Source organism: Streptomyces sp. NPDC006197 (assembly GCF_040613865.1).
GTDB lineage: Bacteria > Actinomycetota > Actinomycetes > Streptomycetales > Streptomycetaceae > Streptomyces.
On record NZ_JBEXSZ010000029.1, the window covers coordinates 25,468 to 50,914 of the forward strand.

Genomic DNA, 25,447 nt, shown 5'->3' on the forward strand with positions numbered 1-25,447 from the left:
TGTGGATAACTCGGCATGAGGTTGACGCCGGTATGACCGGAATCACCCTCGGCGTTATCCACAGCGCCCCTCGCCTCCCTGGAGAAACACCAGGTCAGAGGCGAGGGGCGCAGTCTTTCCCCACGCAACGGACAGGACCCGCCACACGCTGTGGATAACTCTGGGGAAAGCTCACAGAAGAGCTCTTCCACAGGTGTGCATGCTCAGGTGAGCGCTGCCGAACGGGCGAGCACGATCCCCAGGTCGATCAGGAGCACCAGCGCACAGGCCCCGTACTGCACGAGGTCCCGGCGGGCCCGCGGCGCGTGCACCATCGCGTACGCCACCAGCGCGCCGGCCACCAGACCGCCGACGTGTGCCTCCCACGAGATCCCCGGACGGGTGAACGTGATGAGCAACGACAGCGCCACGAAGAGGGCCACCGGCCGCATGTCCTGCCGCCGGCGCCGGGCCAGCACGGCCCAGGCGCCGATCAGGCCGTAGACGATGCCGGAGGCGCCCAGCGAGAACTGGTTCTGCGGGGAGAGCAGATAGGCGAGCGCGGAGCCGGAGAGTCCGGCGAGCAGGCAGAGGGCCGCGTACCGGATCCGCCCGAGCTCGGGTTCGACGATCCCGCCGATCACCCACAGGCCCAGCATGTTGAAGAGGAAGTGCGGGATCTCCTGGTGGAGGAAGGCGGAGGTCAGCAGGCGGTACCACTCGCCGTCCGAGACCCCGACCAGCTCACCGCTCGGCAGGTACGCGCCGCCGATGAGCGCCAGGTCGTCGACGAGCCGGTCGCCCACCACCTGGACGGCGATGAACAGCGCCAGGTTGATCGCGATGAGGATCTTGGTGACGAAACGCTCGTCCGTCGCCACCCGGCCGCCGGCGAGCGTCCGGGGCTGGTTGGCGTCGGGGGCGTGGCCCGTCCCCGAGCCGCCCCGCACGCACTCGGGGCACTGGAAGCCGACGGAGGCGGAGATCATGCACTGCGTGCAGATGGGCCTCTCGCAGCGGGCGCAGCGGATGCCGGTCTCGGCCTCCGGGTGGCGGTAGCAGCGCAGCAGACCGGGCTGCGTGTCCATGGGAGGTCCCGTCCCTTCCGCCTCAGCGCTTCTCGATCACCACGGACTCGATGACCACGTCCTGGAGCGGACGCTCGGTGTGGGGGTCGGTCGGGGTGGTCGCGATCGCGTCCACGACCTTCCGGCTCTCCTTGTCCACGACCTCGCCGAAGATGGTGTGCTTGCGGTTCAGCCAGGTCGCGGGGCCGACGGTGACGAAGAACTGCGAGCCGTTGGTGCCCGGGCCGGCGTTGGCCATGGCCAGCAGGTAGGGGCGGTCGAAGAAGAGCTCCGGGTGGAACTCGTCGGCGAACTCGTAGCCCGGTCCGCCCGTGCCGTTCCCCAGCGGGTCGCCGCCCTGGATCATGAACCCCTTGATGACCCGGTGGAAGACCGTTCCGTCGTAGAGCGGGTCCGAGGAGGCCTTGCCGGTGGCGGGGTGCGTCCACTCGCGCTCGCCGGAGGCGAGTTCGACGAAGTTCCGGACCGTCTTCGGGGCGTGGAACGGCATCAGCCGCACCTCGATGTCGCCCAGGCTCGTCTTGAGGATCGCGTACAGCTGCTCGGCCACGGTCGCCTTCCGTCCACGTCGTCTCGCGTCATGCCACGCACGTCGTCCCGCGTCATGTCACGTCTGTCTCTGGCGTGTCCGATCCTCGCATGCCCCGGATGCCAGCCCCGCATGCCGGAGCTCGCTCCGGGGGGCATGATTCCGAACAGGATGGAAAGGTGAAAAACCGACATCGCCACCGAGGAGGAGGAGTCCCGTGACCCGCATGGACAGCGTGCGCGCCGCGACAGATTCGGCGAAGGAGAGCGTCCTGCACGCCGCGGAAGTGGTGGCGCCGTACGCCGGCACGGCCAAGGACCAGGCCACGCACTACGCGCACGAGGCGCGGGCGATGCTCGCGCCGAAGCTCTCGAAGGCCGCTCAACAGGCCCGGACGCAGGCGCGCGTGCAGTACGACTCGTATGTCGCACCGCGTGTACCGCCACGGGTCGACGCGGCCGCACACCGTGCGGCGGTCAAGACCCGCAAGGCCGCCCGTCAGGCGGCCGACTACACCGTTCCGCGTGTCGAGAGCGCGGTCGCCGCGACCGGTCCCGCCCTTGAGGAGGCCGGGTCGCGTTCCACCGCCGCCTGGGCCGCGCTGCGCGGTCAGGTGACGCCGAAGGAAATCCAGAAGATCGTGAAGAAGCACGAGCGTCGGGCCAGGGCCGGACGCCTCGCCAGGGGACTCGTCGTCCTCGGCGTAGTGGTCGGCGGCGCGTTCGCCGCCTGGAAGTGGTGGGACAAGCAGGCCAATCCCGACTGGCTGGTCGAGCCTCCCGCGCCCACCGAGATGGACGAGGACTCCTCGCTGTCGTCCGTCGACGGCAGTGGGACTCCCCTCGATGCGGAGGCGGAGACCGACGCGGATGCCGCGGCCGCCGCAGAAGCCGCCGAACGCGACGAACGCCGCTGACCGACCGCCACTCCTGCCGGGCCCCTGCCGGGGTCCTACCGGGCCGTACTGGTCCTGCTGGGGTCCTGCTGGGTCCTGCTGGGTCCTGCTGGGTCCTACCAGGCCGTCTGGGACCTGCTGGGGCCCTACCGGGGCCGTACTAGGCCCTGCCTGGTCCTGCCCGGGCCGTACTGGGACCTGCTGGGGCCCTACCAGGCCGTCTGGGCCTGCTGGGGTCCTGCTGCGGTTCCGCTGCGGTCCTGCTGGACCTGCTGGTCCTGCTGAGGATCCGCCGGGATCCTGCGCGTGGGGTGTGGGGAGTGCGTCTCCCCGCGCCCTACGCCGCAGCGGCGAGCGCGAGCTCCGTCAGCGCGGCCGGGTCGGTCTCGACGGCGGCGGTCGACGACGACCGCTGCCGCGCGGAGGGCGAGGAACCGTGGGCCTCGGCGGCGATGCGCTGCTTGATGGTGGGCGGCAGGGACCGGTCCCCGACGAGCGGCCACCGGCGCGCCCGCTGTGCCGGTACGGGAGCCGACGCGCGCTCCACGGCGGCGGCAGCGGGAACGGCGGCGGGGGCAGCCGGCTCCTCGGGCTGCTGGACGGCGGGCTGGCCGGCCGCGGCAGCGGTGTTCGCCAGGCCGACGGAGGCGAGGAGGGCGAAGAGGACGGAGATGAAGGCGGTCCAGAACTGCTTGACCTTGGCGGTGGCCATGGTCCCTCGCTTTCGTGACGTTCTCGGATGGTTCATTTCGGGTTGCGCGCTTTACGTACTTTCCTCATGATGAGGACGCGCGCCCGAATTGCCCGGAACACCGCCGCCGCCGCGCAGTTCTTCCGATGAACACCACCCGTCCGGATCAGCACGGAAGGCCACGCCCCCCGAGCGGGCGTGGCCTTCCGTGTCGATCCGGTGCCGGCAGGGCCGGTCCGGCCCGTCAGAGCTGGGCGAGGTGGCGCTTGAGATAGCCGCTCAGCGGCTTCTCGACGAGCTTGTTCACCAGGTACGACAGCACCAGCGTCCCGAGGGTCACCAGACCGAGGAGCGCCCACGGGGAGACGAGCTCGCGCGGCGCGAAGTAGTGGATGAACTCCCAGCCGATTATCTGGTGGAGCAGGTACACCGGGTAGGTCAGCGCGCCCGCGACCGGCAGCCACTTCCACTGGATGCGGGAGAGCTTGCCGGTGGCGATGAGCGCCATGACCCCGAAGAAGGCGGCGAGCAGCACGATCACGGGCCACGCGGCGCGGTGGCCGAGGAAGGGCGTGAGGCGCTTGAACTCCTCGATGGTGGGGGCGAGGGAGGCACAGAAGGAGACGCCGACGATGCCGAAGAGCATCAGGTTCGGGCGGAACCGGTACATCAGGTAGAACGCCATGCCGGCGATGAAGAACCAGCTGTACTCGGGGATCAGCAGCAGCCGCAGCGGTCCGGGCGGCTGCTTGGCGACGAGGACGGTGGCCGCACCCCAGACGCAGCAGAAGAGCAGGACCCGCTTGTAGGTCAGGCCCCACCAGGCGACCAGGGCGAAGAGGAGGTAGAAGCGGAGCTCCGTGAAGAGCGTCCAGTAGACGGTGTCGACGTGCGGCACCCCGAGGGGCTGCTGAAGCATCGTCAGATTGGTCAGGATGTCGTTCCACGGGAGGTGGCGACTGCCATGGGGAATGACCGTGACGGTGACGCTGGTCGCGATGACCGCGAACCAGTAGGCCGGATAGAGCCGGATCACCCGCGAGACGAAGAACGCCTTCACGGGCCGGTTCCACGCGCTCATGCAGACGACGAAGCCGCTGATGATGAAGAAGAGCTGGACGCCGAGATAGCCGTACGCGGATATTCGGGAGGCCTCCGGGAACATCTCCCTCACCGGCGTCGGCCAGCCGCCGCCGCGCGCCGTGTAGTGGTACGCGACCACCATGAGCGCCGCTCCCAGCCTGAGCCCGTCGAGCGCGTGGAGCCGCGGGAGGCGCTTCGCCCCCGGGCCCGGCGCGGCCCGGGTCTCGGGCTGCCGTATTCGGGCCTTGAGCAGCTCGGGTGACAGCTGGTTCAACACTCGGAAATCCCCCGCTAGGTCTGTGGCCGGTGAGCTCGCCTGGTTCGTACAGGGCATCGACTCGGCGCAACGAGCCTAGGTGGCTCACAGAATCCGTACAAGCTTTGACTTGCGCGGGGTGCCGCTCGTCGACTAACGGGACTCCGGGCCGGGAGGCGAGCCGTCCGCGGTCGAGGGCGGCTCGGCGCCGCGCCCGCACGAAAATGCCCTCCGCCGCCGCGCTTCCGCGGCCCGGAGGGCATTTCACCGGTGGAGCCTAGGGGAGTCGAACCCCTGACATCTGCCATGCAAAGACAGCGCTCTACCAACTGAGCTAAGGCCCCGGAACGAGGACAGCGTACCGGGTCCACCCCCATGTCCGGCAAAAGGATTGGGTCTCCCGGTGAGCGACCACTCTCCGTAAGATGCTGATCGGGGTTCGCAGTGGCGAACCAAGGGATGGGGAGAAGCAATGGACGCAGCGCAGCAGGAAGCCACGGCGAGAGCCAGAGAGCTTCAGCGCAGTTGGTACGGAGAGCCGCTGGGGGCGCTCTTCCGTCGCCTGATCGACGACCTCGGGCTCAATCAGGCGAGGCTCGCGGCCGTGCTCGGCCTCTCGGCGCCCATGCTGTCCCAGCTGATGAGCGGCCAGCGGGCCAAGATCGGCAACCCGGCCGTCGTCCAGCGCGTCCAGGCCCTCCAGGAGCTCGCCGTCCAGGTCGCCGACGGCAGCGTCAGCGCCGCCGAGGCCACCGACCGGATGGACGAGGTCAAGAAGTCGCAGGGCGGGTCCGTCCTCACCGCCACCGGCCAGCCGAGCACCGGCTCGGGCGGGCCGACCGTGCGCCGCGTGGTCCGCGAGATCCAGTCCCTGTTGCGCTCCGTGGCGGCCGCCGGCGACATCATCGACGCCGCCGACTCGCTCGCCCCGGCCCACCCGGAACTGGCAGAGTTCCTCCGGGTGTACGGCGCCGGGCGCACCGCCGACGCGGTCGCCCACTACGAGTCGCACCAGAACTGACGCGGATCCGGCAGCAGGCCGGCACCGCGGAGAGCCGACGCACACGGGGAGCGGACGCAGCACGATGGGTGAGGTCTTCGCTGGTCGGTACGAGCTGATCGACCCGATCGGGCGTGGCGGGGCGGGCGCCGTGTGGCGCGCCTGGGACCACCGGCGCCGCCGCTACGTGGCGGCCAAGGTGCTCCTGCAGAGCGACGCGCACACGCTGCTCCGCTTCGTCCGTGAGCAGGCGCTGCGGATCGATCATCCGCACGTCCTCGCCCCGGCCAGCTGGGCCGCCGACGACGACAAGGTCCTCTTCACCATGGACCTGGTGGCCGGCGGCTCGCTGGCCCACGTCATCGGGGACTACGGGCCGCTGCCGCCCCGCTTCGTCTGCGCCCTGCTGGACCAGCTGCTCTCGGGCCTGGCCGCGGTGCACGCGGAGGGGGTCGTGCACCGGGACATCAAGCCCGCCAACATCCTCATGGAGGTCACCGGCACCGGGCGGCCGCACCTGCGGCTGTCCGACTTCGGCATCTCCATGCGCAAGGGCGAACCCCGCCTCACCGAGACCGACTACGTGGTGGGGACGCCCGGTTACTTCGCGCCGGAGCAGCTCCTCGGCGCCGAGCCGGACTTCACCGCCGACCTCTTCGCCGTCGGGCTGGTCGCGCTCTATCTGCTCAAGGGCCGCAAGCCGGACTCCCAGGCGCTGGTCGAGCACTTCCTCGCGCACGGCACCCCGGGCGCTCCCGAGGGCGTCCCGGAGCCCTTGTGGCAGGTGCTCGCCGGGCTGCTCCAGCCCGATCCACAGGCACGTTTCCGGACGGCCACGGGAGCGCGCAAGGCGCTGAGCGCCGCGGTGGAGATGCTGCCCGAGCCGCGCCCCGACGAGGAGCCGGTGGAGATCCTCGACCACCTCGGCCCCCTCCCGGCCGGATTCGGCCCGGAAGGCCCCACGGGCCCCGGCGGCTCTTCTGCAAATCCCACGGCTTCCACAAGCTCCACAGTCCCCATGGCTTCCGCAAGCCCCACAGATCTCCCAGGTCCCGCAGAGCCCACGGAGCCCCCGCGCCCCGCCGTCACGGGCCTCGCCGCCCCCGCGCCCGTACCGGCCCAGGAACCGCCCGTACGACCCGTGCAGCCGCAGCAGTCCCAGCCGCAGCACCAGCCGTACCCGTCGTACCAGCCCACCGCCCAGGCCCCCGCGCCCGCGCCGCTGCCCGGGCCCTCCGAGACGGGCAGCTTCCATCTGCCTCCGCCGGTCCCGCACCCGGCCCCGTCCTTCGAGCAGGTGCCCGCCCCCGCGACGCCGTACGGGCAGGCGCCCACCCATCCGTACGCCCCCGGTCACCCGTACGCCCCCCACCCCGTCCAGGCTCCCGCGCCGCTCGCCCCCGTACGCCGGCCGGGGCCGCCCCCGAAGGTGGCGGTCCCGGTGCTTCTGGTCGCGCTGGTGTGCCTCGCGGTCGGCTTCTGGGCCCTGACGCAGGTCTGAGGCTCAGGCCCGCCGCCGGGCCAGCAGGGTCCAGGCCCCGAGCCCGAGGAGCAGTACGGTCCCGGTGCCGATGCCGGCCGTCGCGACGATCGCCATCGTGCCGTTCGTCGTGGCCGATGCCCCCGTGGCGCCGTTCGCCGCGGCCTGCTGGTCGTCCGCCGTCACCGAGAAGATCCCGGGGTCCGCGTCGTACGGGGGAGCCTGCTTCGGGCTGCCCTCGACGTTCACCCGGAGCGCCAGCGGCACCGGTTTGTCGCCGTACTCGGCGGCGACCTCCGGGCTCAGCGTCGCCGTCAGGTAGTACCAGCCGGCGAACCGCATGCCGCTGGTGGCCTCCTGGTACGAGGTGCGGTTCTCGTGGGCGACCGGCCGCAGCGGGTCGAGCGCCAGCGTCGCGGGCTTCCCGTCGTAGCTGACCGTGTCCATGTCGACGAAGCCGAGGGCCGGGTTGTCGAGCGAGAGGGTGAGCGCGTTGCTCACGGAGTCCCCCTCGGCGCCGCTGCCCAGTTCGGCGCCGACGAAGAGCTGCTGCCCCCAGTCCACCGGCACCCGGTAGAAGAGGGTCTGGCCGGGCCGGATGTCGGCCCGCCACTCGCCCTCCCGCAGTGCGACGGCCTCGTGGAACCCGGCGCCTCCCTGCCGCTTCTGCTGGCCTCCGGCCGGCGGCGCGGGCGTGCCCGACGGCCAGGCCTCGGGGAGTGCGGTGGGGCCGGCCTGCTTGAGGAGGGGCTCGGTGACGTACCGGAGCTCCAGCTCCCAGTCGTCCGGGGTGGAGGTCGCCGCCGAATCGCGCTCGACGAGCACGTAGTAGGCGCCCTTCTTCTGGCAGCTGAAGGAGTCCGCGTCGACGATCCGGCGGGCGTAGGCGGCGAGCGGCCTGGCGTACTGCCCGGAGCCGAAGTCGACGTCCTGGTAGCCGCAGTCGGCTCCGGTGTTGTCCTGGATGCTGACCTTGAAGCCGTCGCCGTACTCGACCTTGCCGCCGGGCTTGGGGACGGCGACGACGGAGACGTACGTGTTCCGCTTCGTGTCGAGGTCGACCCGGTAGTAGACCTTGCCGTCCTTCTTGAGGGTGTCGCGGTACGTCCGGCCGGTCTGCAGGGTCTTGGCGTCGAGGCTGGAGGCGGCGCCCTGGATCCGCTGGGCCGAGCCGTCGAAGGCGTACGGCGGTACGGCCGACCCCTCGGCAGCCTCGACGCCCTCAGCGGCCTCGACGCCCTCAGCGGCCCCGGCGGCCCGGGCCTGGGCGGGCAGGGCCTGGGCGGGCAAGGCCGTCACCGCGCCCATCGCCGCGGCCGCCGCGATCAGGGCTCCCGCCCTCCGGCCGATCCCGGTCCGCCTCCCGGCCTGCGTGCTCACGCGTGTCTCCCGTCCGTTCCCGCTGCGGTGCCGGTCCATCCTGCCTTTCACGGGGCCGCCAGACGATGACTTTGCTTGAGCAAGCACGTGATTCGCGCTGGCGAATCACGGAAGGCGCCACAACGCGGTGAAGCCCCGGTCCGCTCGTGCGGCCGGGGCTTCACCCACAGAATGTGTGTCTCTCAGACACCGGAGCCTGCGGGCACGGAGTCGGTCGCCTCCGTCCACAGGTCCTGCTCAGCGCGATCCGCCTGGATCTGGCGGTACACGAGGAGCCCGCCGATGGCGGCCAGTGCGACCAGGAGAAGCTTCTTCACCGCGCGACCTCGTCTTTCGTTGACGTAGGAGACTTCTGACGCCCACTCTACACATCGACCGATACCGATCGGTGACCTGTGCGGGCTTCAAACCTCACACAAACAGATCGACCCGGATGGCGTACCATCCGGGTCGATCCGATCTGTGGGGCTAACAGGATTTGAACCTGTGGCCTCATCCTTATCAGGGATGCGCTCTAACCAACTGAGCTATAGCCCCGCCGCGCTCTGCGGTGTGTGTCCCGCGCGCTGACTCCTGAACATTAGCGCACGTGGGGGCCAGTCCCAAAATCGCCCGGGCCGGAGGCCCTGAGAGATGCTGCGAGGACCGGCCCCACGCGGACTACTCGTCCTCCGCCAGCGTGAGCTCCACACCGCCCACGAAGCCGGCCGACAGGTTGTAGATGAAGGCGCCCAGCGTCGCGAGGGCGGTCATCAGAACCACGTCGATCACGGCGATCACCGAGGTGAACATCAGGACCCGCGGCAGCGACAGGAACGACTGCAGGTCGAAGCCGTTGGACTCGTTCGAGCCCGTGGCCTCGCTGATCGTGCCGCCGACCGTCGAGAAGACGCCCATGGCGTCCATGACCATCCACAGCACCGCGGCGGCCACGACCGTGCAGATGCCCAGCGCGATGGAGAGCAGGAAGCTCACCTTCATGACCGACCACGGGTCGGCCTTGGCCACCCGCAGCCGCGCCTTGCGCGTCCGGGGCGTCGTGCGCGCCCCGGTCCGCGGCCGGCGCACGGCCCCGGTCTGCCCGCCCTGCGTACCGCCCGCAGGCGTGCCGTACGCCTGCGGCGGGTGGTAGGGCCCGCCCGGCTGCCCCTGGGGGCGCTCGCCGGGCAGTGGCCCGTTGTACGTGTCGTACGAGGGCTGCTGCCCCCGAGTGTCCGTCACCGCAACCCCCTGGGAGTCCGTGGCGGAACCACGGGCACCGTTCGCTCCAGCACCAGCAGAAGCTCCGGCAGCCGCCGATCCGGCGCCCGTGGCTCCACTCACGCTCTACTCCTCGTGCTCCCCGGTCGAGGGCTCCGTGCCCTCGACCGCCTCGACCTCGGACGCCTCCACGGCGCCCTCGGCATCGTCGACGTCCTCGTCGTCGCCACCGGCCTCGGCGTTCCGTGCGATGCCGACGACGGCATCGCGCTTGCCCAGGTTGATCAGCTGGACGCCCATGGTGTCACGGCCGGTCTCCCTGACTTCGTTGACTCGCGTACGAATCACACCGCCGGACAGCGTGATGGCGAGGATCTCGTCGGTCTCCTCGACCACCAGCGCGCCCACGAGCGAGCCGCGGTCCTCCACGATCTTGGCGGCCTTGATACCGAGGCCGCCACGGCCCTGGACGCGGTACTCGTCGACGGGGGTGCGCTTCGCGTACCCGCCGTCGGTCGCGGTGAAGACGAAAGTACCGGGCCGGACGACATTCATCGAGAGAAGCTCGTCGTCCTCGCGGAAACTCATCCCCTTGACGCCCGAGGTGGCGCGTCCCATCGGGCGCAGCGCCTCGTCCGTGGCGGTGAAGCGGATCGACTGCGCCTTCTTGGAGACGAGGAGCAGATCGTCCTCGGAGGAGACCAGCTCGGCACCGATCAGCTCGTCGTCGCTGCCGTCCGCGGTCTCCCGGAGGTTGATCGCGATGACACCGCCCGAGCGGGGCGAGTCGTAGTCCTTCAGCGCGGTCTTCTTCACCAGGCCGGCCTTGGTCGCGAGCACCAGGTACGGCGCGGCCTCGTAGTCGCGGATCGCCAGGATCTGGGCGATCTGCTCGTCCGGCTGGAAGGCCAGCAGGTTGGCCACGTGCTGGCCGCGCGCGTCCCGGCCGGCGTCCGGCAGCTCGTACGCCTTGGCCCGGTAGACCCGGCCCTTGTTGGTGAAGAAGAGCAGCCAGTGGTGGGTGGTGGAGACGAAGAAGTGGTCGACGATGTCGTCCTGCTTCAGCTTCGTGCCGCGCACGCCCTTGCCGCCGCGCTTCTGCGAGCGGTAGTCCTCGGTCTTCGTCCGCTTCACGTAGCCGCCACGCGTGATGGTGACGACGATGTCCTCCTCGGCGATCAGGTCCTCGATGGACATGTCGCCGTCGAAGGGCACCAGCTTGGAGCGGCGGTCGTCGCCGAACTTCTCGACGAGCGCGGCCAGTTCCTCGCTGACGATCGTGCGCTGCTTCTCCGGCGAGGCCAGGATCGCGTTGTACTCGTCGATCTTCGCCTGGAGCTCGTCGTGCTCGGCGACGATCTTCTGCCGCTCCAGGGCGGCGAGCCGGCGGAGCTGCATCTCCAGGATCGCGTTGGCCTGGATCTCGTCGATGCTCAGCAGGTCCATCAGGCCGGTCCGGGCGACCTCGACGGTGTCGCTGCGCCGGATGAGCGCGATGACCTCGTCGATCGCGTCGAGGGCCTTGAGCAGACCGCGCAGGATGTGGGCGCGCTCCTCGGCCTTGCGCAGCCGGAACTTGGTCCGGCGGACGATGACCTCGATCTGGTGCGTCACCCAGTGGCGGATGAACGCGTCGAGCGAGAGGGTGCGCGGCACGCCGTCGACGAGCGCCAGCATGTTCGCGCCGAAGTTCGTCTGCAGGTCGGTGTGCTTGTACAGGTTGTTGAGGACGACCTTGGCGACGGCGTCGCGCTTGAGGACGATCACCAGGCGCTGGCCGGTCCGGGACGAGGTCTCGTCGCGGACGTCGGCGATGCCGCCGATCTTGCCGTCCTTCACCAGGTCGGCGATCTTCTGCGCGAGGTTGTCCGGGTTGGTCTGGTAGGGCAGCTCCGTGACCACCAGGCACTGGCGGTTCTGGATCTCCTCGACCTCGACGACCGCGCGCATCGTGATCGAGCCGCGGCCGGTGCGGTACGCCTCCTCGATGCCCTTGCGGCCGACGACGAGCGCGCCGGTGGGGAAGTCCGGGCCCTTGATCCGCTCGATCAGCGCGTCGAGGAGCTCCTCGTGGGTGGCCTCGGGGTGTTCGAGGGCCCACTGGGCGCCGGCCGCGACCTCGCGCAGGTTGTGCGGCGGGATGTTGGTGGCCATGCCGACGGCGATGCCGGCGGAGCCGTTGACCAGCAGGTTCGGGAACCGGGCCGGGAGGACCGTCGGCTCCTGGTTGCGGCCGTCGTAGTTGTCCGTGAAGTCGACGGTCTCCTCGTCGATGTCGCGGAGCATCTCCATCGACAGCGGCGCCATCTTGCACTCGGTGTAGCGCATGGCGGCGGCCGGGTCGTTGCCCGGGGAGCCGAAGTTGCCGTTGGAGTCGACGAGCGGCATGCGCATCGACCAGGGCTGGGCGAGACGGACGAGCGCGTCGTAGATCGAGGAGTCGCCGTGCGGGTGGTACGTGCCCATGACGTCACCGACGACGCGGGCGCACTTGTAGAAGCCCTTCTCGGGCCGGTAGCCGCCGTCGTACATCGCGTAGAGCACGCGCCGGTGGACGGGCTTGAGGCCGTCCCGTACGTCGGGCAGCGCGCGGGACACGATGACGGACATCGCGTAGTCGAGGTACGAGCGCTGCATCTCGGTCTCGAGCCCGACGGGCTCGATCCGCAGCACGGGCTCCTGCTCTTCGGTGGTGCCGGAGGTGTTTTCGTCGGCCATTGCTGGTCGTCAGTCCTTTCGTACGGTCAGCTGAGACCGACTCAGATGTCGAGGAAGCGAACGTCCTTGGCATTGCGCTGGATGAAGGAGCGCCGTGCCTCGACGTCCTCGCCCATCAGCACCGAGAACAGGTCGTCGGCCTGGGCGGCGTCGTCCAGGGTGACCTGGCCGAGCACGCGGTGCTCGACGTCCATGGTGGTGACGCGCAGCTCCTCGGCGTTCATCTCGCCGAGACCCTTGAAGCGCTGGATCGAGTCCTCGCGGATCCGCTTGCCGTTCTGCTTGCCCAGCTCGACGAGCGCGTCCCGCTCCCGGTCCGAGTAGGCGTACTCGAAGTCGTCCCGGCCCCACTTGATCTTGTAGAGCGGCGGGCGGGAGAGGTAGACGTGCCCGGCCTCGACCAGCGGCCGCATGAAGCGGAAGAGGAAGGTCAGCAGCAGGGTGTTGATGTGCTGGCCGTCGACGTCGGCGTCCGCCATCAGGATGATCTTGTGATAGCGGAGCTTCTCGATGTCGAAGTCCTCGTGCACGCCGGTGCCGAAGGCGGAGATCAGCGCCTGGACCTCGGTGTTCTGCAGGATCTTGTCGATCCGGGCCTTCTCGACGTTCAGGATCTTGCCGCGGATCGGCAGGATGGCCTGGTACATCGGGTTGCGGCCGGACTTGGCCGAGCCGCCGGCGGAGTCGCCCTCGACGATGAAGATCTCGCACTTGGACGGGTCGTTCGACTGGCAGTCGGAGAGCTTGCCGGGCAGCGACGCCGACTCCAGGAGGCCCTTGCGGCGGGTCAGGTCGCGCGCCTTGCGGGCGGCCACGCGCGCGGTGGCGGCCTGGATGCCCTTGCGGATGATGTCCGCGGCCTCGTTCGGGTTGCGGTCGAACCAGTCCGTCAGGTGCTCGTGGACGACCTTCTGCACGAAGGTCTTCGCCTCGGTGTTGCCGAGCTTCGTCTTCGTCTGGCCCTCGAACTGCGGCTCGCCGAGCTTGACGGAGATGATCGCGGTCAGACCCTCGCGGATGTCGTCGCCCGTGAGGTTGTCGTCCTTCTCGCGGAGCAGCTTCTTGTCGCGCGCGTACTTGTTGACCAGCGTGGTCAGCGCGGCGCGGAAGCCCTCCTCGTGCGTACCGCCCTCGTGGGTGTGGATCGTGTTCGCGAAGGAGTACACGCCCTCGCTGTACGAGGAGTTCCACTGCATCGCGATCTCGACCGAGAGCGTGCGCTCCTTGTCCTCGGCCTCGATGTCGATGACGGTGGGGTTGATCAGCTCGCCCTTGCGCGAGTTGAGGTACGTCACGAAGTCGACGATGCCGCCCTCGTAGTGGTACTTCACCGTGCGTGCGGCCGGCTCGGCGGCGGCCTCGGCGTCCGGGTCGTCGGCGCCGACCGTGGCCTTCGCCGACTCGCGCTCGTCGGTGAGCGAGATGGTCAGGCCCTTGTTGAGGAAGGCCATCTCCTGGAAGCGGCGCGAGAGCGTCTCGAAGGAGTACTCGGTCGTCTCGAAGATGTCCGGGTCGGACCAGAACGTGACCGAGGTGCCGGTCTCGGAGGTCGCCTCGTGCTTCGCGAGGGGCGCGGTCGGGACGCCCATCTTGTAGTCCTGAGTCCAGCGGTGGCCATCCGTCTTGATCTCGACGGAGACCCTGGTGGACAGGGCGTTCACGACCGACACGCCGACGCCGTGCAGACCGCCGGAGACGGCGTAGCCGCCGCCGCCGAACTTGCCGCCCGCGTGCAGGACCGTCAGCACGACCTCGACGGCCGGCTTGCCCTCGGACTCGACGATGCCGACGGGGATGCCGCGGCCGTTGTCGACGACGCGGACGCCGCCGTCGGCCAGGATCGTCACGTCGATGGTGTCCGCGTGACCGGCCAGGGCTTCGTCGACCGAGTTGTCGACGACCTCCTGCACCATGTGGTGCAGACCGCGCTCACCGGTCGAGCCGATGTACATGCCGGGGCGCTTGCGCACCGCATCCAGGCCCTCGAGCACCTGGATGTTGCTGGCGGTGTACTGGTTGTTCTCGTTGGGGTTGCCGGAATCGGCCACGAAGCGCCCTTTCTGGCACAGCACAAGCCGTTCTCCGGGCATACGGGAGCGGCTGCGTCGTTCGACATGTTCCGCAGGGTGGCGGGATTGTCTTCCAGTCTACCGGTAGCTCCGACACTCATGGGGGTTTGCCGGTACCTGAATGCGCATGTGCCGCCCTGGGCGGGCGCGAGACGACTCCCCATATCCGGATAGGGGCTCCAGGGGCCCCTGGCGGCCACCCAGCGCTTCGGGCGGTGACGGCCAGTGGCACCCGCCGCGGGCATGCGTTCCGCACCTCTGTGGGCGATCGTTCCGCAGGGCGGAACGGGTGGGCACAGCCCGCCCGCGCGGCGCCCTCCGCCCGGGCCCGCACCACGAGGACCGGCCCCGTACTACCCGTACGTGTCCCCGGGCCCCACGCTGCCGGGCGCCCGCAGCGGCCCGTACCCCCGCCGGGGTGCGCCGGGCCCCAGCACCTTGATCATCCGCACGGTCCCGTGTCCCAGGTCCTCGTTCAGTCGCGCGACAAGCCTCGGCGCCAGCAACCGCAGTTGCGTCGCCCACACCGTCGAGTCGCACTGCACCGTCAGCACCCGCGCGTCCGGCTCGTCGTCGAACTTCAGCGGTACGCAGTGCTTCGCCAGGTCCTCGCCGACGATCTGGGGCCAGCGGCCCATGACCCCGCCCACCGCCGCCGGGGTCTCCCAGCCCCGCTCGGTGATCAGCCGGTTGATCGCGGCGCCGAGCGCCATCGGATCGCGCCCGTCGGCGCGCGCGCCGGAGCGCAGCCCGCCCCCGCGCCGGGCCTGCTTCTTCTGCGCCGCCGCCGCGCCCCGCGCCTTCGCCTGCTCCTTGGCGGCGCGCAGCGCGACCCGGGCGAGGTCGACGCCCGAGGGCTCGGGCACGACGGGACCGTCCACAGGCTGGGGAAGCTTTTCTTCGCTCACACCCGCTCCACCGTCCCGCCGGACACGGCATATCGGGTGCCCGCGAGCACGCCCGGCACGTCGTCGTCGACCGCCGCCGTGACAAGCACCTGCTCGCCCGGTGCCACCAGCTCCGCGAGCCGCTCGCGCCGCCGCGCGTCCAGCTCGGCGAAGACGTCATCGAGGACGAGGACCGGTTCGTTGCCCTCGGCGCGCAGCAGGTCGTACGAGGCGAGGCGGAGCGCCAGCGCGTACGACCAGGACTCGCCGTGGCTCGCGTACCCCTTCGCGGGAAGGTCGCCGAGCTTCAGGAGCAGCTCGTCCCGGTGGGGGCCGACGAGCGTGACGCCCCGCTCGACCTCCTGCTTGCGGACCTCGGCGAGGGCGGCGAGCAGCTGTTCGTACAGCGCCTCGCGGGTGTGCCCGGAGCCCGGCGCGGAGGGGCGGTACTCCAGCAGGATCGGTCCGCCGCCGGGCGCGAGCTGCTCGTACGCCTTGTCGGCGAGCGGCTGCAGTACGGCGATGAGGTCGAGCCGCTGGGCGAGCAGCTCGGCGCCCGCCCTGGCCAGGTGCTGGTCCCACACGTCCAGGGTGGACAGGTCCATGCCCCGGCCGCCGTGCCGCCGGGCCATCGCCGCGGACTTCAGGAGCGTGTTGCGCTGCTTGAGGACGCGCTCGTAGTCGGAGCGCACGCCCGCCATGCGCGGCGTGCGCGCCGTGATCAGCTCGTCGAGGAAGCGCCGGCGCTCGCCGGGGTCGCCCTTGATCAGGGCGAGGTCCTCGGGGGCGAACAGCACGGTCCGGAGGATCCCCAGCACATCACGGGGTCTGACCTGCGAGGACCTGTTGATGCGGGCGCGGTTGGCGCGGCCCGGGTTGAGTTCCAGCTCGATCAGCTGGGAGCGCTCGCCCTGGGTGACGGCGGCGCGGATGACCGCGCGCTCCGCCCCCATCCGGACGAGCGGGGCGTCGGAGGCGACGCGGTGGCTGCCGAGGGTGGCGAGGTAGCCGACGGCCTCGACCAGATTGGTCTTGCCCTGGCCGTTCGCGCCCACGAAAGCGGTGACGCCCGGGTCGAGCGGGACCTCGACCCGGGCGTAGGAGCGGAAGTCGGCCAGCGAGAGATGCGTGACGTGCATGGTGGGCGCCGACCTTCTTCCCCCGGCGGCTGCGCACCGCGGGGTGCACAGCCTGTGGATTACTTCTTCGTCTCGACCGCGTGGCCGCCGAACTGGTTGCGCAGCGCGGCGATCATCTTCATCTGCGGGGAGTCGTCCTGACGGGAGGCGAACCGCGCGAACAGCGACGCGGTGATCGCCGGCAGCGGGACGGCGTTGTCGATGGCGGCCTCGACCGTCCACCGGCCCTCGCCGGAGTCCTCCGCGTAGCCCCGCAGCTTGTCCAGGTGCTCGTCCTCGTCCAGCGCGTTCACCGCGAGGTCGAGCAGCCAGGAACGGATGACCGTGCCCTCCTGCCAGGAGCGGAAGACCTCGCGCACGTCGGTGACGGAGTCGACCTTCTCCAGGAGCTCCCAGCCCTCGGCGTAGGCCTGCATCATCGCGTACTCGATGCCGTTGTGGACCATCTTCGCGAAGTGGCCGGCGCCGACCTTGCCCGCGTGGACCGAGCCGAACTCGCCCTCGGGCTTCAGCGCGTCGAAGATCGGCTGGACCTTCGCCACGTGCTCGGCGTCGCCGCCGTACATCAGCGCGTAGCCGTTCTCCAGGCCCCAGACGCCGCCGGAGACGCCGCAGTCGACGAAGCCGATGCCCTTGGCGGCGAGCTCCTCGGCGTGCTTCTCGTCGTCCGTCCAGCGCGAGTTCCCGCCGTCCACGACGATGTCGCCGGGGGAGAGCAGCTCGGCCAGCTCGTCGATGGTGGACTGGGTCGCGGCACCGGCCGGCACCATGACCCACACGACGCGCGGGCCCTTGAGCTTGCCCACAAGTTCTTCGAGGCTGTGGACATCGGCGAGGTCCGGGTTGCGGTCGTATCCGATGACGGTGTGGCCTGCGCGGCGGATGCGCTCACGCATGTTGCCGCCCATCTTGCCGAGACCGACGAGACCGAGCTCCATCAGAGATTCCTTAAGCGTCGTGTGCGGTGTACCCGGGTCCGAGCCTACGCCCGGACCCCCGTGCACACCTGTGGGGTCAGCCGCTCAGGCGACGACCCCCGACGAGGGGCCTCAGCCGCTCAGCCGCACCGGCATGATCAGGTACTTGTAGGCCTCGTCCGCCTCCGCGTCGAGCGCGGGCTTGCCGCTCAGCAGCGCCGGCTTCGTGGAGGTCGTGAAGGAGAGCTGGGCGACCGGGGAGCCGATCGCGCTCAGGCCCTCCAGCAGGAAGGTCGGGTTGAAGGCGATCGAGATGTCGTCGCCGTCCAGCTGCGCGTCCACACGCTCCACAGCCTGTGCATCGTCGCTGGAGCCGGCCTCCAGGATCAGCACGCCCTGCTCGAAGCTCAGCCGCACCGGGGTGTTGCGCTCGGCCACCAGGGCCACGCGCTTCACGGCCTCCACGAAGGGGGCGGTCTCGATCACCGCGATCGAGTTGAACTCGGTGGGGAAGAGCGTCCGGTACTTCGGGAGGTCGCCCTCCAGGAGGCGGGTGGTGGTGCGGCGGCCCGCGCCCTCGAAGCCGATGAGGCCCTCGCCCTTGCCGGAGCCCGAGAGCGCCAGGGTCACCGTGTCGCCGCTGGTGAGCGCCTTGGCGGTGTCCAGGAGGGTCTTCGCGGGCACCAGGGCGACCGCGGAGGCGTCCGGGGACTCCGGCTTCCACAGGAACTCGCGGACCGCGAAGCGGTAGCGGTCGGTGGAGGCCAGGGTGACCGTGTCGCCCTCGATCTCGATGCGCACACCGGTGAGGACGGGCAGCGTGTCGTCCCGGCCGGCGGCGATGGCCACCTGCGCGGCGGCGGAGGCGAAGACCTCACCGGGGACGGTGCCGGTCGCGGTGGGCATCTCCGGCAGCGCCGGGTACTCCTCCACAGGCAGGGTGTGGAGGGTGAAGCGGGAGGAGCCGCAGACCACAGTCGCCCGTACACCGTCTGTGGAAATCTCCACGGGGCGGTTGGGGAGGGCGCGGCAGATGTCGGCGAGCAGCCGGCCGGAGACGAGGACGGTGCCGTCCTCCTCCACCTCGGCCTCGACCGAGACCCGCGCCGAGACCTCGTAGTCGAAGCTCGAGAAGCTCAGGGCGCCGTCCTCGGCCTTCAGGAGAAGGCCCGCGAGCACGGGCGCCGGCGGACGGGCCGGAAGGCTGCGGGCCACCCAGGCCACCGCCTCCGCGAGTACATCGCGCTCCACCCGGATCTTCACCGGAACCGCCTCCTGCTGTTGCTGGCTCTTCGTCGACTGCGGGAACCAGTCTGACGCACGCCACCGACACTCGGTGCTGCTCGGGGTCAAGTCGAGACGAGAGCGCGACGGAGCTCCGGCGCCGAGTTGTGCACAGGTCCCACTTCGAAGCGAATTCCGGGCTAACTCTATGTGGGAGTAGTAGTAGGGCCTGTGGAAACCGTGGATAACGTCGTTTCCCCAGCTCAGGCCCTGTTTTTTGTCCACTGCCCCTGTGGGTGGAACCCGTGGACAACCGGGGGTCTCTGTGGACACTCGAAAGTTCTGCACAGCCGGTACACAGGCCATGGGGAGTTCTCCCCAGCGCTGTCCCCAGCTTTCCCCAGGTTCCCCACAGCCCAAACGTCTCCCTTGGTGTGACCGCTTTCACTCGTCTCAGTGAGTAGACGTGTTTCGTTGCCGAACAGTGGACAGCGGTGTGGAGAAGCTGTGGGCAACCGACTCCTCCCTGTGGGCGCCCGGTGGACAACCTTCGAGACGTCCTGTGGACGAAGGATTCATCCACAGGCTGTGGAAATCGTTTGCCAACAATTCCACAGGGGCCTGACCTGGGGTGATGAGCTGTCACCAGGCAGGCCTGTGGACACAATCCGGATAACTCGACAGTCCCCACCCTGTGGACGGGAGATCATCCCGCAATCTGTGGAGAACCTGCCACCGGAACATGGGAATCGAACAGGCCGACGCGGGCTGGGGACCGCGGGCGCGGCGCGGGACGCCTCCAGGAACGGCGAAGGAGGCCTCCGGGAACGGCGAAGGAGGCCTCCGGGAACGGCGAAGGAGGCCTCCGGGAACGGCGAAGGGCGCTCCGGGAGGTGTCCCGGAGCGCCCTGGAGAGGTCGCAGGAGGCCCGTGCGAGAGGCCCTGGTGACCAGGCGTCAGCCGTTCTTGATGCGGTTGGTGAGCTCGGTGACCTGGTTGTAGATGGAGCGCCGCTCCGCCATCAGGGCACGGATCTTCCGGTCCGCGTGCATCACCGTCGTGTGGTCGCGGCCGCCGAACTGCGCGCCGATCTTCGGCAGCGACAGGTCCGTGAGCTCACGGCACAGGTACATGGCGATCTGCCGGGCCGTCACCAGGACGCGGCTGCGCGAGGATCCACAGAGGTCCTCCACCGTCAGGCCGAAGTAGTCGGCCGTGGCCGCCATGATCGCGGGAGCGGTGATCTCCGGGGAGCTGTCCTCGCCGCCGGGGATCAGGTCCTTGAGAACGATCTCGGTGAGTCCGAGGTCCACCGGCTGCCGGTTGAGGCTCGCGAAGGCCGTCACCCGGATCAGCGCGCCCTCCAGCTCGCGGATGTTCCGCGAGATCCGGGACGCGATGAACTCCAGTACCTCCGGCGGGGCGTTGAGCTGCTCCTGCACCGCCTTCTTGCGGAGGATCGCGATGCGCGTCTCCAGCTCCGGCGGCTGCACATCGGTGGTGAGGCCCCACTCGAAGCGGTTGCGGAGCCGGTCCTCCAGGGTGACCAGCTGCTTGGGCGGCCGGTCCGAGGAGAGCACGATCTGCTTGTTCGCGTTGTGCAGGGTGTTGAAGGTGTGGAAGAACTCCTCCTGCGTCGACTCCTTGCTCGCCAGGAACTGGATGTCGTCGACGAGCAGGATGTCCACGTCGCGGTAGCGCTTGCGGAAGGCGTCGCCCTTGCCGTCGCGGATCGAGTTGATGAACTCGTTGGTGAACTCCTCGGAGCTCACGTAGCGCACGCGCGTGCCCGGGTAGAGGCTCCGCGCGTAGTGCCCGATCGCGTGCAGCAGGTGGGTCTTGCCGAGACCCGACTCCCCGTAGATGAAGAGCGGGTTGTACGCCTTCGCCGGCGCCTCGGCCACCGCGACGGCGGCCGCGTGCGCGAACCGGTTCGAGGAACCGATGACGAACGTGTCGAAGAGGTATTTGGGGTTCAGTCGCGCGTGCTGCTCGCCCGGGGCGCCGGCGCCCTGCCCGGAGGACGAGGAGCCGTGGCCGCCGCCCGGTCCGTGGCCGCCGCCCGGTCCGGGGACGGGGCCGCCGGGGCGGGGACCGGGACGCGGGCCGTGGTTCTGCGGGTCGGGCAGCTCGGCGCGCTCGGGCCGCTGCTGCTCGTAGCCGCGGGCGGGCTCGTCGTAGCGGGTCCCCCGGGACTGCTCCGGGCCGGTGTACGGGGCGCGCTCCTGGTAGCCGCCGAGCCGAGGCTGCTGCCAGGAGAGGTCCTCCTGGGTGCGGGGCCAGGCGCCGGGGTCGGGCCGCTGCTGCTGGTAGTCCGGATAGGCGGGGCGCGCGGTGGGCAGCCCGTCGTCGGGCATCGGCCGATGGCCGTAGCCCTCGTACTTCTCGTACGGGTCGGGCTGCGTGCGCTCGTCGTAGCGGGGCTGCTGCGGCTGCTGCACCGGGGGCGCCGGCGGGGTCGGCTCGCCGACGGAGTCGTCGACGGTGATCGCGATCCGGATCGGCCGGCCGCACTCACGGCTCAGGGTCTCGCTGATCAACGGGGCGAGCCGGCCCTCCAGGACCCGCTTGCCCCACTCGTTGGGGACGGCGAGCAGGGCCGTGTCGGCGACCAGGGCGAGCGGCTGGCAGCGCTCGATCCACTGTTTGTCCTTGGGCTCGATTCCCTGCTGGCCCTCGGCGAGGAGCTGCTCGAGGACGCGTGGCCACACTGCGGCAAGATCGGCAGGTACGTCAGCCACAGGGCACGCTTTCTCGAAGGTCCCACGATGGTGTGGTTCGCGGGGACGGTGGGTCGAAGTCCGTGAGGATGGGTCCGTCGAGGACAGGTGAGGACAGAACGGAATAAAGATTGTGGAGGTCGTCCACGGTAGTCGGGGCGGATGACGTGGTTCAAGTTGTTGTCCACAGCCTGTGCACAATGGGGGGTGGCGACAGGTCGGTTTGACCGGATGGCGTAGCCGCGCGTACCGTAACCAGGTCGAGTTGTCGATGGCTGCTGCCGCCTGCCTCCGATGGGCAAAGATCACGGTCTGTGATCGTGTAGCGGTGCACTCGGGCGTATTGCGAGCTACTCGTGGGCGCACGGTGACAGCCAGGCGATGTCCCGCCATCTACGAATCATTTCTGGAGCCCCCGAGTGAGCAAGCGCACCTTCCAGCCGAACAACCGTCGTCGCGCGAAGACCCACGGCTTCCGCCTGCGCATGCGTACGCGTGCCGGTCGCGCCATCCTTGCGAACCGCCGTTCCAAGGGTCGCTCGGCGCTGTCCGCCTGATCCACTTAAACAGGTCATGACGTGCTGCCTACCGAGAATCGGCTGAGGCGGCGCGAGGACTTCGCAACCGCGGTACGCCGAGGTCGCCGGGCCGGTCGCCCGCTCCTCGTCGTCCACCTACGCAGCGGTGCAACGGACCCGCACGCGCCTGGGGAGAGCGCTCCCCCGACGCGTGCGGGTTTCGTCGTGAGCAAGGCCGTGGGCGGGGCGGTCGTACGCAACCAGGTGAAGCGACGCCTGCGCCATCTCGTCCGCGACCGCATCTCCATGCTGCCCCCCGGTAGCCTGGTGGTCGTACGGGCGTTGCCCGGAGCCGGCGACGCCGACCACGCACAGCTGGCCCGAGACCTGGACGCTGCTCTCCAGCGGCTGCTGGGAGGGGGCGCGCGATGAAGTACCCGCTGCTGGCTCTCATCAAGCTGTACCAGTGGACGATCAGCCCTCTCCTGGGCCCCGTCTGCCGGTACTACCCGTCGTGTTCCCACTACGGATTCACGGCCATCGACCGGCATGGCGCGATCAAGGGCACGGCCCTGACCGCCTGGCGCCTCCTGCGGTGCAACCCGTGGTCGCCCGGCGGCGTGGATCACGTCCCCCCGCGCAAGCGTCCCCGCTGGCACGAGATGCTGCGGAACGCGCTGCGCGGCGACAAGGGCGGGTCCCCCGCCGAGACGAGCCCGGCCGCCGAGACCTCGCCCAATGCTCAAGGAGCCTGATTAGTGGACACGATTGCCAGTCTGTTCAGCTTCATCACCTGGCCCGTTTCCTGGGTCATCGTCCAGTTCCACAAGGTGTACGGGGCGATCTTCGGTCCCGACACGGGCTGGGCCTGGGGCCTGTCCATCGTGTCCCTCGTGGTGCTGATCCGTATCTGCCTGATCCCGCTCTTCGTCAAGCAGATCAAGTCGACGCGGAACATGCAGGCGCTCCAGCCGAAGATGAAGGCGATCCAGGAGCGCTACAAGAGCGACAAGCAGCGTCAGTCCGAAGAGATGATGAAGCTGTACAAGGAGACGGGCACCAACCCGCTCTCCTCGTGCCTTCCCATCCTGGCGCAGTCCCCGTTCTTCTTCGCCCTGTACCACGTGCTCTCCGCGATCGCCTCGGGCAAGGAGATCGGCGTCATCGACGGTCCGCTGCTCGCCAGCGCCCGTCAGGCCCACATCTTCGGTGCCCCGCTGGCGTCGAAGTTCATGGACTCCGCCGCTGACGTCGCCGCCCTCGACGCCTCGCTCACGTCGGTCCGCATCGTCACCGCGGTCATGATCGTGATGATGTCGGCCTCGCAGTTCTTCACCCAGCGCCAGCTGATGATGAAGAACGTCGACCTCTCGGTGAAGACCCCGTACATGCAGCAGCAGAAGATGCTCATGTACATCTTCCCGCTGATCTTCGCCGGCATGGGCATCAACTTCCCCGTCGGTGTCCTCGTCTACTGGCTGACCACCAACGTGTGGACCATGGGCCAGCAGATGTACGTGATCAACCAGAACCCGACCCCGGGCAGCAAGGCGCAGGACGCCTACCTCCAGCGCCTGCTGAAGAGCATCACGCACCACGGTGAGGTCCAGGGCCGCCGCCGGAAGAACATCGTCAAGGTGATCGTCGCCAAGGGCAGCGACCGCAACGAGAACGAGCGCCGCTTCTTCGCGGGCCTGTCCAAGGCCGGCTTCGCCGCCCAGCCGGACGGCACCGTGATCAAGAGCGACACGATCGTGGCCGAGGCCGAGGGCGGTGCCGCCAGGCGCCAGCAGCCCAAGCGCCAGACCAAGTCCCAGCGCCAGGCCTCCGCGGCCCCGCAGCCCGTGGTGAAGGACTCCGAGGAAGGCTCCGAGCCGGCCGCCGAAGAGGCGACCACCTCGCTCGAGAAGAAGCCCCAGGGGTCGACTGCCACCGAGGCCAAGGCCGAGACGCAGGGCGACAAGCCCCAGCGTGGAAGCCGTGCCAACTCCGGTGGCTCGCGTCAGGGCAAGTCCGGCCAGGGGCAGCGCAAGGGCCAGCAGCGGCCCAAGCACCCGTCCTCCAAGAAGTAAGCCTCCCCGAAGCAAGAAGGAGTCCATCCGTGACGGAAGGCACCACCTCCGCCGCCGCCGAGGGTGGCGACACCCTGACCCGCCTGGAGCAGGAGGGTGAGATCGCGGCCGACTACCTCGAGGGCCTGCTCGACATCGCCGACCTCGACGGCGACATCGACATGGACGTCGAGGCGGACCGGGCTGCGGTCTCGATCATCAGCGACTCCAGCAGCCGCGACCTGCAGAAGCTCGTGGGCCGCGACGGTGAGGTCCTGGAGGCGCTCCAGGAGCTGACGCGCCTTGCGGTGCACCGCGAGACCGGTGACCGCAGCCGACTGATGCTCGACATCGCCGGCTTCCGTGCCAAGAAGCGCTCCGAGCTCGCCGAGCTGGGTGCCAAGGCCGCGGCCGAGGTGAAGTCCACCGGTCAGCCGGTCAAGCTGGACCCGATGACGCCGTTCGAGCGCAAGGTCGTGCACGACGCGATCGCCGCCGCCGGTCTGCGCAGTGAGTCCGAGGGCGAGGAGCCGCAGCGCTTCGTCGTTGTGCTCCCGGCCTGACCCCTCACGTAGTGTCGGCCCCGTCTGTTCACAGGCGGGGCCGATCTTTGTCAGCCTTGATAGTCAGCCACCACAGTGCGCTCGCACGCGAGCGTGCGGTACGGAAGGACGGTTCCCGTGACGGAGGCAGCGGAGCTCCCCGAGGCGCCGGAGCAGGCGCGGACAGTCTTCGGCGAGTACTTCCCGGAGGCCGTGCGGTACGCGGAGCTGCTCGCGGACGCGGGTGTGAAGCGCGGCCTGATCGGTCCTCGCGAGGTCCCGCGGCTCTGGGAGCGTCACCTGCTGAACTGCGCCGTCCTTTCGGAGGTCGTCCCCGAGGGCGTCACCGTCTGCGACGTGGGCTCGGGCGCCGGCCTGCCCGGCATCCCCCTGGCCCTGGTCCGGCCCGATCTGAAGATCACGCTCCTGGAGCCCCTCCTGCGCAGGACGAATTTCCTCCAGGAGGTCGTCGAGCTGCTCGGCCTCGACCACGTGACCGTGGTGCGGGGACGTGCGGAGGAGATGCTCGGCAAGATCACGCCCGTGCACGTGGTGACCGCCCGCGCGGTGGCCCCGCTCGACCGGCTGGCCGGCTGGGGTGTTCCCCTGCTGCGTCCGTACGGAGAGATGCTGGCGCTCAAGGGTGACACCGCACAGGAGGAGATCGACGGTGCTCGCGCCGCGCTCTCCCGGCTCGGGGTGGTGGAGACCTCGGTGCTTCAGGTGGGCGAGGGCATCGTCGATCCGTTGTCCACGGTCGTGCGGGTGGAGGTCGGCGAGAGCCCCGGCGGTGTGCGGTTCGCGGCCAAGCGGGCGAAGGCCGCTCGGACGAGCAAGACCCGACGGCGTCGCTGAGCGTCCCATACGTACCATTTCGGAGTGTCGAACGGTCCCGGCCGGGCGGCGGCGGCATGGTGTTTCACGTGAAACGTCGCTCACTGCTGCAGGGGATCATCAGCCGCGGTCGCGCGGCTGCCACGCCCCGGGACCGTCGACCCCGCGTGAAGCCACCCGTGAGGGTTACGGAGTTGTCCACAGAGGTGGATTCACCCACAGAACCACCGACCTCGCTGGTTCGCGA

23 protein-coding genes and 2 tRNA genes are annotated in these 25,447 nt (G+C 69.7%); 9 read left to right on the plus strand and 16 right to left on the minus strand.

What is annotated here, in order from left to right; all coding sequences use genetic code 11:
* Positions 1–203 precede the first annotated feature (203 nt).
* Positions 204–1,067 carry a rhomboid family intramembrane serine protease gene (locus tag ABZ318_RS12235; protein ID WP_356902385.1) on the minus strand — a complete coding sequence of 288 codons (864 nt, stop codon included), beginning with the start codon at positions 1,065–1,067 and terminating at the stop codon, positions 204–206.
* A gap of 22 nt (positions 1,068–1,089) precedes the next feature.
* Positions 1,090–1,617: a peptidylprolyl isomerase gene (locus ABZ318_RS12240; protein WP_356902386.1), complete on the minus strand. Its 528-nt coding sequence runs from the start codon at positions 1,615–1,617 to the stop codon at positions 1,090–1,092.
* A 196-nt stretch (positions 1,618–1,813) separates the two neighbouring features.
* Between ABZ318_RS12240 and ABZ318_RS12245 the strand changes: the two genes are divergently transcribed.
* On the plus strand, positions 1,814–2,512 hold the full coding sequence (locus tag ABZ318_RS12245) for a DUF5324 family protein (protein ID WP_356902387.1): 699 nt from the start codon (positions 1,814–1,816) through the stop codon (positions 2,510–2,512).
* 316 nt (positions 2,513–2,828) lie between these two features.
* Here ABZ318_RS12245 and ABZ318_RS12250 read toward each other — a convergent pair whose 3' ends face one another.
* The 3 genes from ABZ318_RS12250 to ABZ318_RS12260 form a co-directional block, all read right to left on the minus strand.
* Positions 2,829–3,203 (minus strand): DUF6344 domain-containing protein, encoded by a 375-nt coding sequence (locus ABZ318_RS12250; RefSeq protein ID WP_356902388.1) that lies wholly within the window; start codon positions 3,201–3,203, stop codon positions 2,829–2,831.
* A 223-nt stretch (positions 3,204–3,426) separates the two neighbouring features.
* Positions 3,427–4,539 (minus strand): acyltransferase, encoded by a 1,113-nt coding sequence (locus ABZ318_RS12255; RefSeq protein ID WP_356902389.1) that lies wholly within the window; start codon positions 4,537–4,539, stop codon positions 3,427–3,429.
* A gap of 253 nt (positions 4,540–4,792) precedes the next feature.
* Positions 4,793–4,865, minus strand: a tRNA-Ala gene (locus tag ABZ318_RS12260).
* Between the two features lie 128 nt (positions 4,866–4,993).
* On the opposite strand from ABZ318_RS12260, the gene ABZ318_RS12265 reads away from it, so the two are divergent.
* Positions 4,994–5,542, plus strand: a complete 549-nt coding sequence (locus ABZ318_RS12265; protein ID WP_356902390.1) for a DNA-binding protein — start codon at positions 4,994–4,996, stop codon at positions 5,540–5,542.
* A 64-nt stretch (positions 5,543–5,606) separates the two neighbouring features.
* Complete coding sequence (locus ABZ318_RS12270) at positions 5,607–7,022, plus strand: protein kinase (protein ID WP_356902391.1); 1,416 nt, start codon at positions 5,607–5,609, stop codon at positions 7,020–7,022.
* Between the two features lie 3 nt (positions 7,023–7,025).
* Here the strand turns inward: ABZ318_RS12270 and ABZ318_RS12275 are convergent, their stop codons facing one another.
* From ABZ318_RS12275 to dnaA, 11 genes are all read right to left on the minus strand, one after another.
* Complete coding sequence (locus ABZ318_RS12275) at positions 7,026–8,381, minus strand: hypothetical protein (protein WP_356902392.1); 1,356 nt, start codon at positions 8,379–8,381, stop codon at positions 7,026–7,028.
* Positions 8,382–8,563: 182 nt separating this feature from the next.
* Positions 8,564–8,698 carry a DLW-39 family protein gene (locus tag ABZ318_RS12280; RefSeq protein WP_003958712.1) on the minus strand — a complete coding sequence of 45 codons (135 nt, stop codon included), beginning with the start codon at positions 8,696–8,698 and terminating at the stop codon, positions 8,564–8,566.
* 146 nt (positions 8,699–8,844) lie between these two features.
* A tRNA-Ile gene (locus tag ABZ318_RS12285) sits at positions 8,845–8,918 on the minus strand.
* A gap of 123 nt (positions 8,919–9,041) precedes the next feature.
* The gene (locus tag ABZ318_RS12290) at positions 9,042–9,602 is read right to left on the minus strand and encodes a DUF3566 domain-containing protein (protein WP_356902393.1); all 561 of its coding nucleotides are present in this window, start codon (positions 9,600–9,602) and stop codon (positions 9,042–9,044) included.
* A 105-nt stretch (positions 9,603–9,707) separates the two neighbouring features.
* Positions 9,708–12,299 (minus strand): DNA gyrase subunit A, encoded by a 2,592-nt coding sequence (gene gyrA, locus ABZ318_RS12295; RefSeq protein WP_356902394.1) that lies wholly within the window; start codon positions 12,297–12,299, stop codon positions 9,708–9,710.
* 41 nt (positions 12,300–12,340) lie between these two features.
* Entirely contained in the window at positions 12,341–14,371 is a 2,031-nt protein-coding gene (gyrB, locus tag ABZ318_RS12300) for a DNA topoisomerase (ATP-hydrolyzing) subunit B (protein ID WP_356902395.1), read from the minus strand.
* A gap of 350 nt (positions 14,372–14,721) precedes the next feature.
* Positions 14,722–15,276: a DciA family protein gene (locus tag ABZ318_RS12305; RefSeq protein ID WP_356902396.1), complete on the minus strand. Its 555-nt coding sequence runs from the start codon at positions 15,274–15,276 to the stop codon at positions 14,722–14,724.
* Positions 15,273–16,394, minus strand: coding sequence for a DNA replication/repair protein RecF (recF, locus tag ABZ318_RS12310; RefSeq protein WP_356902397.1), 1,122 nt, complete (start codon positions 16,392–16,394; stop codon positions 15,273–15,275). Before recF ends, ABZ318_RS12305 begins: the two co-directional genes overlap by 4 nt.
* A gap of 59 nt (positions 16,395–16,453) precedes the next feature.
* A complete protein-coding gene (gene gnd / locus ABZ318_RS12315) occupies positions 16,454–17,332 on the minus strand; it encodes a phosphogluconate dehydrogenase (NAD(+)-dependent, decarboxylating) (protein ID WP_356902398.1) in 879 nt (292 codons plus the stop codon).
* Between the two features lie 111 nt (positions 17,333–17,443).
* Positions 17,444–18,574 carry a DNA polymerase III subunit beta gene (gene dnaN, locus ABZ318_RS12320; protein ID WP_356902399.1) on the minus strand — a complete coding sequence of 377 codons (1,131 nt, stop codon included), beginning with the start codon at positions 18,572–18,574 and terminating at the stop codon, positions 17,444–17,446.
* Between the two features lie 917 nt (positions 18,575–19,491).
* Entirely contained in the window at positions 19,492–21,276 is a 1,785-nt protein-coding gene (dnaA, locus tag ABZ318_RS12325; RefSeq protein ID WP_356902400.1) for a chromosomal replication initiator protein DnaA, read from the minus strand.
* 398 nt (positions 21,277–21,674) lie between these two features.
* Here dnaA and rpmH point away from each other — a divergent pair, with 398 nt between their 5' ends.
* From rpmH to rsmG, 6 genes are all read left to right on the plus strand, one after another.
* On the plus strand, positions 21,675–21,812 hold the full coding sequence (gene rpmH / locus ABZ318_RS12330; RefSeq protein ID WP_007265229.1) for a 50S ribosomal protein L34: 138 nt from the start codon (positions 21,675–21,677) through the stop codon (positions 21,810–21,812).
* A gap of 21 nt (positions 21,813–21,833) precedes the next feature.
* Positions 21,834–22,205: a ribonuclease P protein component gene (gene rnpA / locus ABZ318_RS12335; protein ID WP_356902401.1), complete on the plus strand. Its 372-nt coding sequence runs from the start codon at positions 21,834–21,836 to the stop codon at positions 22,203–22,205.
* Positions 22,202–22,528 carry a membrane protein insertion efficiency factor YidD gene (gene yidD / locus ABZ318_RS12340; RefSeq protein WP_356902402.1) on the plus strand — a complete coding sequence of 109 codons (327 nt, stop codon included), beginning with the start codon at positions 22,202–22,204 and terminating at the stop codon, positions 22,526–22,528. The genes rnpA and yidD overlap by 4 nt, the downstream gene beginning before the upstream one ends.
* Before the next feature lie 3 nt (positions 22,529–22,531).
* Entirely contained in the window at positions 22,532–23,845 is a 1,314-nt protein-coding gene (gene yidC / locus ABZ318_RS12345) for a membrane protein insertase YidC (protein WP_356902403.1), read from the plus strand.
* 29 nt (positions 23,846–23,874) lie between these two features.
* The gene (locus tag ABZ318_RS12350; RefSeq protein ID WP_093875131.1) at positions 23,875–24,387 is read left to right on the plus strand and encodes a R3H domain-containing nucleic acid-binding protein; all 513 of its coding nucleotides are present in this window, start codon (positions 23,875–23,877) and stop codon (positions 24,385–24,387) included.
* Positions 24,388–24,504: 117 nt separating this feature from the next.
* Positions 24,505–25,221, plus strand: a complete 717-nt coding sequence (gene rsmG, locus ABZ318_RS12355) for a 16S rRNA (guanine(527)-N(7))-methyltransferase RsmG (protein WP_030685782.1) — start codon at positions 24,505–24,507, stop codon at positions 25,219–25,221.
* The last annotated feature ends 226 nt before the right edge of the window (positions 25,222–25,447 follow it).